This is a genomic window from Agromyces sp. LHK192 (assembly GCF_004006235.1).
In the GTDB taxonomy this organism is placed as follows: domain Bacteria; phylum Actinomycetota; class Actinomycetes; order Actinomycetales; family Microbacteriaceae; genus Agromyces.
In genome coordinates, this window is the sequence record NZ_CP034753.1 from 1,873,783 (window position 1) to 1,885,937 (window position 12,155).

12 protein-coding genes are annotated in these 12,155 nt (G+C 71.1%); 9 read left to right on the forward strand and 3 right to left on the reverse strand.

Annotated features, from left to right (window positions below):
* Positions 1–4 precede the first annotated feature (4 nt).
* The 5 genes from ELQ40_RS08375 (at position 5) to ELQ40_RS08395 (ending at position 3,949) form a co-directional block, all read left to right on the forward strand.
* Positions 5–664: a TetR/AcrR family transcriptional regulator gene (locus ELQ40_RS08375; protein ID WP_127793275.1), complete on the forward strand. Its 660-nt coding sequence runs from the start codon at positions 5–7 to the stop codon at positions 662–664.
* Positions 665–785: 121 nt separating this feature from the next.
* Complete coding sequence (locus ELQ40_RS08380) at positions 786–1,598, forward strand: ABC transporter ATP-binding protein (RefSeq protein WP_127793276.1); 813 nt, start codon at positions 786–788, stop codon at positions 1,596–1,598.
* On the forward strand, positions 1,595–2,278 hold the full coding sequence (locus ELQ40_RS08385; protein WP_127793277.1) for an ABC transporter permease: 684 nt from the start codon (positions 1,595–1,597) through the stop codon (positions 2,276–2,278). The genes ELQ40_RS08380 and ELQ40_RS08385 overlap by 4 nt, the downstream gene beginning before the upstream one ends.
* Complete coding sequence (locus tag ELQ40_RS08390) at positions 2,275–2,994, forward strand: ABC transporter permease (RefSeq protein ID WP_127793278.1); 720 nt, start codon at positions 2,275–2,277, stop codon at positions 2,992–2,994. Before ELQ40_RS08385 ends, ELQ40_RS08390 begins: the two co-directional genes overlap by 4 nt.
* Positions 2,995–3,019: 25 nt before the next feature.
* Entirely contained in the window at positions 3,020–3,949 is a 930-nt protein-coding gene (locus tag ELQ40_RS08395) for an ABC transporter substrate-binding protein (RefSeq protein WP_127793279.1), read from the forward strand.
* An 18-nt stretch (positions 3,950–3,967) separates the two neighbouring features.
* Here ELQ40_RS08395 and ELQ40_RS08400 read toward each other — a convergent pair whose 3' ends face one another.
* The 3 genes from ELQ40_RS08400 to ELQ40_RS08410 all read right to left on the reverse strand — a co-directional run bounded on the left by ELQ40_RS08400 (position 3,968) and on the right by ELQ40_RS08410 (position 6,125).
* Positions 3,968–4,690: a DedA family protein gene (locus ELQ40_RS08400; protein WP_127793280.1), complete on the reverse strand. Its 723-nt coding sequence runs from the start codon at positions 4,688–4,690 to the stop codon at positions 3,968–3,970.
* Between the two features lie 134 nt (positions 4,691–4,824).
* The gene (locus tag ELQ40_RS08405) at positions 4,825–5,748 is read right to left on the reverse strand and encodes a M56 family metallopeptidase (RefSeq protein ID WP_127793281.1); all 924 of its coding nucleotides are present in this window, start codon (positions 5,746–5,748) and stop codon (positions 4,825–4,827) included.
* 2 nt (positions 5,749–5,750) lie between these two features.
* Positions 5,751–6,125, reverse strand: coding sequence for a BlaI/MecI/CopY family transcriptional regulator (locus tag ELQ40_RS08410; protein WP_127793282.1), 375 nt, complete (start codon positions 6,123–6,125; stop codon positions 5,751–5,753).
* A gap of 93 nt (positions 6,126–6,218) precedes the next feature.
* On the opposite strand from ELQ40_RS08410, the gene ELQ40_RS08415 reads away from it, so the two are divergent.
* Genes ELQ40_RS08415 through cydC form a run of 4 tightly spaced genes read left to right on the forward strand, consistent with a single transcriptional unit; the run spans position 6,219 to position 12,145 of the window.
* Positions 6,219–7,631 (forward strand): cytochrome ubiquinol oxidase subunit I, encoded by a 1,413-nt coding sequence (locus tag ELQ40_RS08415; protein ID WP_127793283.1) that lies wholly within the window; start codon positions 6,219–6,221, stop codon positions 7,629–7,631.
* Between the two features lie 12 nt (positions 7,632–7,643).
* Complete coding sequence (gene cydB, locus ELQ40_RS08420; protein WP_127793284.1) at positions 7,644–8,648, forward strand: cytochrome d ubiquinol oxidase subunit II; 1,005 nt, start codon at positions 7,644–7,646, stop codon at positions 8,646–8,648.
* Position 8,649: 1 nt separating this feature from the next.
* Complete coding sequence (cydD, locus tag ELQ40_RS08425) at positions 8,650–10,395, forward strand: thiol reductant ABC exporter subunit CydD (RefSeq protein WP_127793285.1); 1,746 nt, start codon at positions 8,650–8,652, stop codon at positions 10,393–10,395.
* A complete protein-coding gene (gene cydC / locus ELQ40_RS08430; RefSeq protein WP_240666007.1) occupies positions 10,388–12,145 on the forward strand; it encodes a thiol reductant ABC exporter subunit CydC in 1,758 nt (585 codons plus the stop codon). Before cydD ends, cydC begins: the two co-directional genes overlap by 8 nt.
* The last annotated feature ends 10 nt before the right edge of the window (positions 12,146–12,155 follow it).

Below are 12,155 nucleotides of genomic sequence, written 5' to 3' on the forward strand. Positions count from 1 at the left end.
ATCCGTGCCCGATATCGACCTGATCCTTGGGGCGGACCCAGGGCGACGACGTGCGATCCGCACCGAGCCCACCCAACGGCGCAGCACGCAGCGCCTCGATGCGCTGCTCGATGCCGCGGCCGAACTCGTCGACGAGATCGGGTTCGACCGGCTGACGACGCAGATGGTCGCGGAACGAGCCGGCGCCTCGATCGGCACCGTCTACCGGTACTTCCCGGACCGCGTCGCCATCCTGCACGGGTTGCGCGACCGCTGCGTCGAGCGCTTCCGCGCCCGTGTCGCGGCGCGGATCGACGAGATCCGGCCGGAGACCTGGTGGGACCTGATCGTGGCCGCCCTCGACGCGAGCGTCGACCTCTACCGCGACGAACCCGGTTTCGGCGTCGTGCACGGCGACGACCGGGAACTGTCGGCCGACGGCGGGGAGCCGGAATTCGCGGCACGGATGGCGAACCTCATCATCTCGGAGTTCGGCGAGCCCGCCGACGCCGAGACCCTCCGGTTCCGTCTGGGCATCGCGCTCGAACTCGGCGAGACCCTGGTGCACCGTGCGTTCAGCCGGAACCCCGAGGGCGACGCACGGTACCTCTCCGAGGCGCGCGTGGTCGTGCGCGAGTACCTCGCGACGCACCTCGAGCACGCGTCCCACCCCAAGGCGGCCTGAGCCGCGACGCGTCGTCCGGCCTTACCGAGCGGGCGAACCGGGCGCAAGGGTTTGCCGGGATGGGCCGGACGTGTTTGGCTGAACCGGCGGGGCGCCGATCGTCCCGGGTGGGGAAGACGGCATGATCGAGTTCCGCGGCGTCGGCAAGCAGTTCCCTGACGGCACGGTCGCCGTCGAGCACGTCGACCTCGTGGTCGCGCCGCACACGACGACCGTCCTCGTCGGTTCGTCGGGCTCGGGCAAGACGACGCTGCTGCGAATGGTGAACCGCATGGTCGATCCGTCGAAGGGCCAGGTGCTGATCGACGGCGAGGATGTGGCCTCGGTCGATGCCGTGCAGTTGCGCCGATCGATCGGATACGTGATGCAGAACGCCGGCCTCCTGCCGCACCGTCGGGTGGTCGAGAACATCGCGACCGTGCCGATACTGCGGGGGGAGTCCAAGCGGGATGCCCAGGCCCGGGCGCTCGAGCTCATGGACACCGTCGGGCTCGACCGATCGCTGGCACGCAAGTACCCGTCCCAGCTCTCCGGCGGGCAGCAGCAGCGGGTCGGCGTCGCCCGCGGACTCGCGGTCGACCCGAACATCCTCCTGATGGACGAACCGTTCGGGGCCGTCGATCCGATCGTGCGGACCGAGCTCCAGGACGAGCTGCTGCGCCTGCAGCGCGAGCTCGGCAAGACGGTGCTGTTCGTGACCCACGACATCGAGGAGGCGTTCCGACTCGGCGACCGCGTCGCGATCCTGCGATCCGGCGGAAGGATCGTCCAGGAGGGGACGCCGGCGGAGATCCTCGCGGCCCCCGCCGACGAGTTCGTCGCCGGGTTCATCGGCGCGGACCGCGCCCAGCGGACGTTGCAGATCCAGGAGGTCGACGGTCGCCGCATCGTGGTCGATGCGGCCGGCCGGCCGGCCGGGGTGCTCGAACGGTGAACTGGCTCTGGTCGAACCTCGACCGCGTCGGCGAGTTGCTCGCCGTCCACGTCGCGTTGTCGGTGCCCGCGATCATACTGAGCTTCGTGTTGTCGATCCCGATCGGTTGGGCCGCGTGGAGGTACCGCTGGTCGCGCGGTGTGCTGCTGAGCCTCTGCGGCATCCTGTACGCGATCCCGTCCCTCCCGCTCTTCATCGCGCTGCCGGGGATCATCGGCACCCCGCTGCGGTCGCCGCTGAACGTGGTGATCGCCCTGACGCTGTACGGCGTCGCGCTCATGGTCCGCACGGCTGCCGACGCCTTCGGCGACCTGGATCGCGACGTCCGGCTGGCCGCGACGGCGATGGGCTACGGCGCGGTGAGCCGGTTCTTCGCGGTCGAGCTCCCGCTCGCCGGGCCCACCCTGCTCGCGGGGCTGCGCGTCGTGATCGTCAGCACCGTCAGCCTCGCGACCGTGAGCGCGGTGCTCGGCATCTCGAACCTCGGGAGCCTGTTCACCGACGGGCTGCAGCGCAACATCCCGGTCGAGATCGTGACCGGGATCGTCGTCACCCTGCTCCTCGCCTTCGCGCTCGACGTCGCCGCGGTGCTCGCAGGTCGACTGCTCATGCCGTGGACGCGCCTCCAGCGACGGCGGCGGGGCGTGTCCCGCATCGTGGAGATCGAGGCGACCGCATGAACGTCTTCGCCGAGGCATTCGCGTGGCTCTTCGACCCGGCCAACTGGGCCGGTCCCGACGGCATCGGTGCCCAGTTGGCCTACCACCTCGTGTTCAGCGTCGCGGTGGTCGCGGTCGCGTGCGTGGTCGCGCTGCCGATCGGCGCCTACGTCGGCCATACGGGCCGGGGCCGCGAGTCCGCCGTGCTCGTCTCGGGCGGCCTGCGCGCGCTGCCGACGCTCGGCCTGCTCACGCTCGTCGCGCTGGCGGTCGGCATCGGCGCGGTGGCGCCCTTCATCGCACTCGTCGTCCTCGCCCTGCCGTCGGTGCTCGCGGGGGCGTACGCGGGTATCGGTGCGGTCGACCGTCGCACGGTCGACGCGGCGCGCGCGATGGGCATGCGGGAGTCGCAGATCGTGCTCGGCGTCGAACTTCCGCTCGCCCTGCCGACGATCATCGGCGGGATCCGGGCGGCGATGCTCCAGGTCGTCGCGACCGCGACGCTCGCCGCGTACGTCGGCGCCGGCGGGCTCGGCACCTACCTGTTCCTCGGGCTCAAGACACGCGACTACGCCGTCATGCTGGGTTCGTCGATCCTGATCATCGCGCTCGCGCTCGCGCTGGACGGCGTGTTCGCGATCGTGCAACGGCTCGTGGTGCCCGAGGGCGTCCGGGCCGGGCGCACCGACCAGAACCTCCGCGCACGCACGCCACGGGCGCGCGCGGCCATGGGCTGAGGCCCGTCACCGAAGGGAATCCATCATGTTCCGAACTGGAAGAGGCCGGCTCGTCGCGCTCGCGGCGGTCGCGGTCGGGGCGACAGTGGCCCTGGCAGGGTGCGCATCGGGTGATCCGCTGGACGAGGGGTCGGGTGGGGAGACGTCCGGCGGCGGCGAGACCATCGTCATCGGATCGCAGGCGTACTACTCGAACGTCATCATCGCCGAGATCTACGCGCAGGCGCTCGAGGCCGAGGGGTACACGGTGCAGCGCGAGTTCGAGATCGGTCAGCGCGAGGTGTACCTGCCCGAGCTCGAGGCGGGCGAGATCGATCTGTTCCCCGAGTACACGGGCAACCTCCTGCAGTACTACGTCCCCGACACGGAGGCGACGGAGTCAGAGGCCGTGTACGAGGAGCTGACCGGCGCGCTCCCCGAGGGGCTCCGCGCGCTCGACCAGTCGCCCGCGACGGACCAGGACTCGTACAACGTCACCTCGGCCTTCTCCGAGGAGTTCGGGGTCACGAGCCTCGAGGACCTCGCGGGCGTCACCGAGCCGATCACGCTCGGTGGCAACGCGGAACTCGAGACGAGGCCGTACGGCCCCGAGGGCCTGAAGGCGACCTACGGCGTCGATGTCGGCTTCACGGCGATCGAGGACTCGGGCGGTGCACTCACGGTCAAGGCCCTGGTCGACGACCAGGTGCAGATGGTGAACATCTACAGCGCCGACCCCAATATCGCGACGAACGACCTCGTGACCCTCGAGGACCCGGAGGGCCTGTTCCTCGCCTCGCACGTGGTGCCGATCGCGAGCGAGAAGGTCACCGACGAGATCGCGGCCGTGATCGACGAGGTGAGCGCGGCGATGAGCGCCGCCGACCTCGTCGCGCTGAACGACCAGAGCGTGAACGAGCAGCGCAATGCCGAGGACATCGCAGCCGACTGGCTCGCCGAGAAGGGCCTCGCCTAGGCGGGATCCCGGCGCGGCTCACCTGGCCGCGTCGTCGACCGAGGGGTCGGATGCCTGCCCGGAATCGGCGGCATCCGGCCCTCGGTCGGACTTCGGATCCTCGTGCAACGCGAGGTGTCGCGCCTCGGCCCGCATGATGAGTTTCTTCGCGCCCCACACGGCGACGAGGAACACGGCGATGATCGCCACGAAGATGTAGCCGGCCCAGTGGAGGTCGCGGCTGAGCTCGCGATAGCTGCCCGCGGCCAGCCAGCCGACCGTCGCGTAGGCGAACGCCCAGATGACGCAGGCCGGCGCCGTCCAGGCGAGGAACCGGCGGTAGCTCATCGTGCTCATCCCGACGATGAGCGGAACGAGCGAGTGCAGCACCGGCAGGAAGCGCGAGATGAACACCGCCGGTCCGCCGCGTCGATCGAGGTAGAGCTGTGCGCGACGCCAGTGGTCTTCGCCGATGCGCCGGCCCAGCCGGGAGTCGACGATGTGCGGGCCGAACCAGCGGCCGAGGGCGAACCCGATGCTCTCGCCGACGAGTGCGCCGACGATGACGGTGATCACGAGCGCGACGTACTCGGGCCAACCCTCGATCGCGGTCGAGGCGACGATCACGACGGTGTCGCCCGGAACGATGAGGCCGATGAGGATCGAGGTCTCGAGCATGATGGCGAGCCCTGCCAGCAACGTCCGCAGCACAGGGTCGACCGCCTGTACCGTGTCGAGGATCCAGTCCAGCAGGTCGTTCACGGGTCGAGCCTACGAGCCGGCACGGTCGAGCGCCTCACTCCGGCGGATGATCGCGGCCGACTGACAGGGTTCGGCTCAGCCCGCGTTCGGTCCGACACATGAGGTCGGCGGGCCCAGCCGGTCGCGGGTTCCGTTCAGAGCGCGACGGCGATCGCCACCGTCGGAACCGCGACCAGCGCGACCGCGATCACCCCGACGCCGAACCGGGCGCCTGGGCCGAGCGGGCGACCGGGCTCGCGCAGTCGCGCGAGTCGGGCATCGACCATCTCGCGGTCGGGGGCGACGCCGCCGGATTCCGCGTATGCGCCGGGCTCGGCGTCGGCCCCGAGTCGTTCGAGTGCGCCCGCGAGGGATGCCGGGCCGGTCTCCCGGCGCGCCCCGTCGTCGGCCAGCATCTCGGTCAGGATCGTGACTGCGCGCTCCGCCCGGTTCGCGATGGGGAACCATGGCAGCGCCTGATGCCACGCGCGGAAGGTCAGCAGGACGAGGTGGTGCAGTTGCTCGAGGTGGGTGCGTTCGTGGGCGACGACGGCGCGCAGCTCGTCGGCGGAGAGCGCGGCGACGAGGCCCTCGGTGAGCACCGTCGCGGTTCGCAGGCCGGGGACGCAGTACGCCAGGGGCACCGGATGCGCGAGCACCCGGGTCCTCGGCGCCCCGGGCAGCGGGTCGCTCAGGATGGCGATGAGCTGGTGCTGCCGGCGTCGCTCGCGCTCGGCGCGGATCGCGGTCGTGACGAGGTTGAGGGCGAGGTGGGCGGCGAGACCGGCGGCGAGGGTGAGCGCGGCGAGGTGCACGACGCCGAACTCCGGCGGGATGGGCCCGTGCAGCAGGTGGGGGAGCAGGGCTGCGACCGAACCGCCGAGCGAGCCGTCGGGAGCGGTGCCGATGACGACGAGGCATCCGATCATGGACAGTCCGCCGCCGAGCGCGATCGCCTGCCAGAGGGCCAGGGCGAGTCCGGGCGCGCGCGACGGCCAGGTCGCCCTGGCCAGCAGCACGGGGACGGGCCACGCGAGCGCGACCGCCAGCGCGCCGAGCAGGGCGGCGATCGCGAGCATCGTCAGCGGCGGGCGAGCTCGTCGAGGAGTCGGCGGAGCGTGGCGGTCTCGCCCGGAGAGGCGGTGCCGACGAATCGCGCCAGTGCGGCGTCGCGGTCGCTGGCGCGGTCGAGCACCTCGTGCATGAGCTCCGCGGTGTGCTCCTCGCGGGAGAGCAGGGCGTGGTAGCGGTGCGGGCGGACGTCGCGAGCGCGGGTGACGAACCCCTTGCGTTCGAGCCGCGCGAGGACGGTCAGGACCGTCGTGGTGGCGGGAGCCCGGTCGCTGTGGTCTCCGACGAGGGTGAGCCGGTCGCGGAGTTCGTTCGCCGTCAGGGCAGCGTCGGCCGCCCAGAGCTGCTCCATCACGGAGCGCTCGAGTTCGCCGAGACCCGCCATGCTTCGAGAGTATCGCTTCTGCGGTGTATGTTCTACGCTGTGTAGAAGATCGTCCCGGAAACGGGGCGGGCGGGGCCACGAGAGGGGACATCCGTGAACGACCTGCTGGATCCGTTGCTCCTGGCGAGGTGGCAGTTCGGCCTCACCACGGTGTACCACTTCCTCTTCGTTCCGATCACGATCGGGCTCGCCACCTCGGCCGCCGTCTTCCAGACCGCCTGGTACCGCACCGGCAAGCTCGAGTACCTGCGGATCACCCGGTTCTTCGGCAACATCTTCCTGATCAACTTCGCGATGGGCGTCGTCACCGGCATCGTGCAGGAGTTCCAGTTCGGCATGAACTGGTCGGAGTACTCGCGGTTCGTCGGAGACGTGTTCGGCGCGCCCCTCGCGCTCGAGGGCCTGCTGGCGTTCTTCTTCGAGGCGACGTTCATCGGCCTCTGGATCTTCGGCTGGGACAAGCTGCCACGCGGAGTGCACCTCGCGACGATCTGGTGCGTCGCGGTCGGCACGATCCTCTCGGCCTACTTCATCATCGCCGCGAACGCGTTCATGCAGAACCCGGTGGGGTACGAGATGAACGCGGAGGCCGGGCGGGCCGAGCTCGTCGACATCGGGGCGTTGCTCACGAATCCCGTGGCGCTGGCAGCGTTCCCGCATACGATCGCGGCATCCTTCATGGTGGCCGCCGGCCTCATCATCTCGGCCGCGGCCTGGCACCTCGCGCGCGGACAGCACCTCGACACCATGCGGCCGGCCCTGAAGTTCGGCCTGTGGACGATGGTCGGATCCGCGATCCTCACCACGCTGTTCGGCGACCAGCTGAGCCTCGCGATGGTGGCGACGCAACCCATGAAGATGGCCGCCGCTGAGGCGACGTACGACACCGTGTGCGGCGCGGACGCCTCGTTCTCGCTGTTCACCCTCGGGACGCCGGACGGCACCACGGAGCTCTTCTCGATCCGAGTGCCCTACCTCCTGTCGTTCCTCTCGACGCACACGTTCGACGGCTGCGTGGAGGGCATCAACGACCTGCAGGCCCAGTACCAGGAGCTGTACGGACCGGGCGACTACACGCCGATCATCTGGGTCACCTACTGGTCGTTCCGTTGGATGATCGGACTCGGCCTCGCGCACGCCGCGGTCGCCGTCGTCGGCCTCTGGCTCACGCGCAAGGGCCGGCTGCCCAAGCAGCGCTGGGTGTGGGCCATCGCGATCTGGAGCTTCCCGCTGTCGCTGCTCGCGATGATCGTCGGCTGGATCTTCACCGAGATGGGGCGCCAACCCTGGATCGTGTTCAGCCTGCTCCCCACCGAATCCGCGGTCTCGCCGAACGTCACGGGACTCGACGTGCTCATCTCGCTCGTCGCGTTCACCGTGATCTACGGCATCCTGGCCGTCGTCGAGTTCAAGCTCATCATCCGCTCGATCCAGAAGGGCCCACCCGAGGTGGGGGAGCCCGATCCCGAGTCCGGCCGCGTCGAACCGGCCACGACGGTCTACTAGGAGGAACCGATCATGGATCTCGCCGTCATCTGGTTCTGGATCGTCGCTGCGCTGTTCGTCGGCTACTTCGTGCTCGACGGGTTCGACTTCGGCGTCGGCATGTCGCTGCCGTTCCTCGGCAAGGACGACACCGACCGTCGGGTGCTCATCAACACCATCGGCCCCGTGTGGGACCTGAACGAGACGTGGGTCATCGTGGCGGGCGCGGCCCTGTTCGCCGCCTTCCCCGAGTGGTACGCGACGCTGTTCTCGGGCTTCTACCTCGCCTTGCTGTTGATCCTGCTCGCGCTCATCGCGCGCGGCGTCTCGTTCGAGTACCGGCACCAGCGACCCGAGGCCGAGTGGAAGCGCCGGTTCGACTGGATGATCGTCGTCGGGTCGGCCGTGCCGGCACTGCTCTGGGGCGTCGCGTTCGCGAACATCGTGCAGGGCGTCCCGCTGGACGCGGACCACAACTACACGGGCACCCTGTTCGACCTGTTGAACCCCTATGCACTGCTCGGCGGACTCACCACGCTGCTGCTGTTCTTCACCCACGGCGTGGTGTTCGCGTCGCTGAAGACCGACGGCGACCTGCGCCTGCGCGCGCAACGGCTCGCGACCAGGTCGGGCGTCGTCACGATCGTGGTCGCCGCGGCGTTCCTGCTGTGGACCGGCCTCGCGTTCGGCACGGCGTGGTTCTGGGGCCTGGCGGCCGTCGCGGCCGTGGCACTGATCGGCGCGTGGCTCGCGAACCTGCGCGGACGCGAGGGCGTCTCGTTCACCCTGCTCTGCGTCACGGTGGCCACCGCGGTGCTCGCCCTGTTCGCGGCACTGTTCCCGGATGTGATGCCGGCGTCCAACGATCCCGCGAACAGCCTCACCATCGAGAACGCGTCGAGCACGGAGTACACGTTGACGGTGATGACCTGGGTGGCGGTGATCTCGTTGCCGCTCATCCTGCTGTACCAGGGCTGGACGTACTGGGTGTTCCGCAAGCGCGTGACCCGCAGCGTGGTCGAAGGGGCCGCGCACTGACGTGAGACCGCTCGACCCGAGGCTGGTTCGCCGCTCACGCGCGGCCCGCCGATTCCTGCTGATCGGTGCGGTGCTGGCGATCGTGCAGACGGGGGCGATCGTGGTGTTCGCATGGTCGCTCGCGGGCCTCGTCACCGGACTCCTCGGAGGCGGCACTGCGGGGCTCGCAACCGATGCGGCCCTCGTCGCTGCGGCCGTGGTCGTGCGGGCGGTCGCCGCGTGGGGGTGGGACGTCGCGAGCTCGGCCGGTGCACAGCGGGTCAAGCTCGAGTTCCGGTCCGACCTGCTCTCCGCGCTCGACGGGCGGCCCGAGGGGGTGCCCGCGTTCCCGACCGCGCGGATCGCCACGCTGCTCGGGCCGGGACTCGACGCCCTCGACGAGTACTTCGGCAGGTACCTGCCGCAATTGGTGCTGACCGTGGTCGCCACGCCGGTGCTCATCGCCGTCGCCTGGTGGGCGGACTGGCTGTCGGGGCTCACCTTCCTCATCGTGCTGCCGCTCATCCCGGTGTTCATGGCACTCATCGGCATGGCCACGCAGGCGGTGCAGCGCCGCCAGTGGGACAGCCTCACGATGCTTTCGCGCGCGTTCCTCGAGGTGCTCGGCGGGCTCTCGACGCTGATGGTGTTCGGCCGTGAACGCCGGCAGGTGGAGCGGATCCGCGCGACGACCGAGGATTACCGCCGGCGGACGATGCGGGTGCTTCGCGTGACCTTCCTCTCGGGCTTCGCACTCGAATTGGCGGCGAGCCTCTCGGTCGCGCTCGTCGCCGTCTCGATCGGGCTGCGGCTGGTCGAAGGCCAACTGACCCTGGTGGTGGGCCTGTTCGTGCTGATCCTCGCGCCCGAGGTGTTCCTGCCCCTGCGCAACGTCGGCGCCGCCTTCCATTCCGCCGCGGGTGGCGTGACCGCGTCGGGTGTTGCCCTCGACCTGCTGGCGGCCGCCGGGGCACGCCCGCTCGACGAACGGTCGGTCGACATCGGGGATCGGGCGGGTCACGGTGCAGGGGAGGGCGCTGGATCGGGTTCGCGGGCCGCCACGCCCGCCGCCTCGGCGTCCGGATTGCAGGCCCGCGGGCTCGGCGTGCGGCGCGGCGGCGTGCTCGTCATCGACGGATTCGACCTCGACGTGGGCGCGGGTGAGGTCGTTGCGCTCACCGGGCCGAGCGGTTCCGGGAAGTCGAGCGTGATCGCAGCGATCCTCGGCTTCACCGGCGCCGACGGAACCGTCGCGATCGACGGCGTCGAGCTCGCCGGGCACGGCGCGGTCGCCTGGGCGCCGCAGCGCGCGGCGCTGCAGGCGGGCACCGTGGCCGACAACGTGCGTCTCGGCGACGCGGATGCCCCGCCGCACCTCGCGTCGACCGCACTGCGACTCGCCGCGGCCGACGAGGTGCCCCTCGACCTCGTCCTCGGCACCGACGGGCGCGGACTCTCGGGCGGCCAGGCGCAACGCGTCGCCGTGGCGCGGGCGATCCACCGGTTGCTGGCACGGGATCTGCCGCTCCTCATCCTCGATGAGCCGACCTCGGCGCTCGATGCCGATCGCGAGACGGCGCTCGGCCGAGGGCTGCAGGAACTCGCCGTCCAGGGACGCGCAGTGCTGATCGCGACCCATCGTGCGGGGCTCGCGGCATCCGCTGATCGGATCGTGCGCGTCGAACCCGCCCCTCGGGCCGAGGAGGCAGCCGCCGAGCCCATCGGCGTCGACGGGTCGTCGCGCAGGGATGGAGCCGACCATGGCTGACCGGCGTCGAACGCGCGCGATGCTCCGCTCCGCCGTGCCGCCCGCGCGTCGCCTCATCCCGGTGATCCTGCTGGGTGTGGTGTCCGCGGGGTCCAGCGTCGCCCTGCTCGCCTGCTCGGCGTGGCTGATCACGCGCGCGGCGGAGCAGCCGCCGATCCTGTACCTCTCGCTCGGCGTCGTCGGTGTTCGGGCGTTCGCGCTCAGCCGCGCCACGTTCCGCTACCTCGAACGCCTCGCCGGGCACGATGCCGCGTTCCGCAGGCTCTCCGCGATCCGGACGGGCATCTACGAGCGCTTGCTGCCTTCGGCGCCCGACGGCGTCGCCATGCTCCGCCGCGGCGAACTGCTCACCCGGTTCACGGACGACGTCGACGACCTCCAGTTCGTCTCGTTGCGCGCCGTGCAGCCGCTCGTGAGCGCGGGCATCGTGCTCGTCGCGGCCCTGGTCGGGGTCATGCTGGTGGCGCCGGCCTCGGCCGCCGGCATCCTCGGATGCCTCGTCGTCGGCATCGCCGTCGCGGTCCTCGCCGAGCGCTTCGCCGCCGATCGAGGCGCCCGTCGGGTCGCGCCGATCCGCGGTGAACTGCAGTCGGCGATCGTCGAGCACGTCGCCGCCCTCGAGGTGCTCGTGGCCTTCGACGCGGCCGCGCAGAGCCGGGCGCGCATCGAACGGATCGGAGAGCGGCTCGCGCGCGCGACGCGCGTGCAGGCCGCGTCGGTCGGGGCATCCGCCGCGGTGATGAGCGCGCTCGGCGGCTTCGCCGCGCTCGCGAGTATCGGCGGCGGTGCGCAGGGGCTCGCCGCGGGCTCCATCGACGGCCCGACGTTCGCCGTGCTGTGCCTCGTACCGCTGGCGATCGCGGAGGTCGCCGCGGCGGTGCCGGTCGCGGTCGCCGCGTGGCGTTCGGCGACGGTCAGCGCGCAACGCGTCGCGTCCGCGGTTCCGGAGCAGCCGCCGGCCGGGATCCCGGCGGCCGTGGTCCTGCGGGCGGCTGACGCACCTGCCGAACGTGCGACGGCTGCAGCGGAGGGCAGCGAGGCGTCGCCGGTCGCGCACTCCCTCGTATCGGGCGTCGCACCCACCCTCGTCCTGCAAGGGGTTCGCGCGCACTGGCCGCGGAGCTCCGGCGACCAGACCGAAGCAGCAACGCCCGCGGCGATCGACGGCGTCGACCTGGACCTCCGCCCCGGCGAGCGCGTGCTGCTGCGCGGTCCGTCGGGCGCCGGCAAGACGACCCTCGCGCACGTGCTCGTCCGGTTCCTCGACTACGAGGGCTCCTACCTGATCGACGGCGTGGAGGCTCGCGGGCTCGAACCGGCCGCGGTGCGGCGGCGGATCGGGCTCCTCGAGCAGCGTCCGTGGCTGTTCGACGAGAACCTCAGGCAGAACCTGCTGTTCGCGCGCGACACGGCCGATGACGACGACCTGCTCGATGCGCTCGCGCGGGTCGGTCTCGGGGACTGGGTGCGCGAGCGAGGCGGACTCGACAGCCGGGTCGGGGAGCGGGGCGCCCTCGTCTCCGGCGGGCAGGCGCAGCGCATCGCGCTCGCTCGGGCGATGCTCGCCGACTTCCCGGTGATCGTGCTGGACGAGCCCACCGCGAACGTCGACCCGGAGACCGCCGACCGGCTGCTCGCCGACCTGCTCGCCGCCGCGGCCGATCGCACGGTGCTGCTCATCATGCACACCGACCGGATTCCCGCGGGCATCGATCGGGTCGTCGAACTCGGCGCCCGGGCCGCCGGCTGAGCCCGTCGAC

Excerpts from the sequence above, each read along its gene's own strand:
- ELQ40_RS08380 (WP_127793276.1), top strand. The coding sequence starts at position 786 with ATGATCGAGTTCCGCGGCGTCGGCAAGCAGTTCCCTGACGGCACGGTC.
- ELQ40_RS08390 (WP_127793278.1), top strand. The coding sequence starts at position 2,275 with ATGAACGTCTTCGCCGAGGCATTCGCGTGGCTCTTCGACCCGGCCAAC.
- ELQ40_RS08395 (WP_127793279.1), top strand. The coding sequence starts at position 3,020 with ATGTTCCGAACTGGAAGAGGCCGGCTCGTCGCGCTCGCGGCGGTCGCG.
- ELQ40_RS08405 (WP_127793281.1), bottom strand. The coding sequence starts at position 5,748 with ATGCTCGCGATCGCCGCCCTGCTCGGCGCGCTGGCGGTCGCGCTCGCG.
- ELQ40_RS08410 (WP_127793282.1), bottom strand. The coding sequence starts at position 6,125 with ATGGCGGGTCTCGGCGAACTCGAGCGCTCCGTGATGGAGCAGCTCTGG.
- cydB (WP_127793284.1), top strand. The coding sequence starts at position 7,644 with ATGGATCTCGCCGTCATCTGGTTCTGGATCGTCGCTGCGCTGTTCGTC.
- cydC (WP_240666007.1), top strand. The coding sequence starts at position 10,388 with ATGGCTGACCGGCGTCGAACGCGCGCGATGCTCCGCTCCGCCGTGCCG.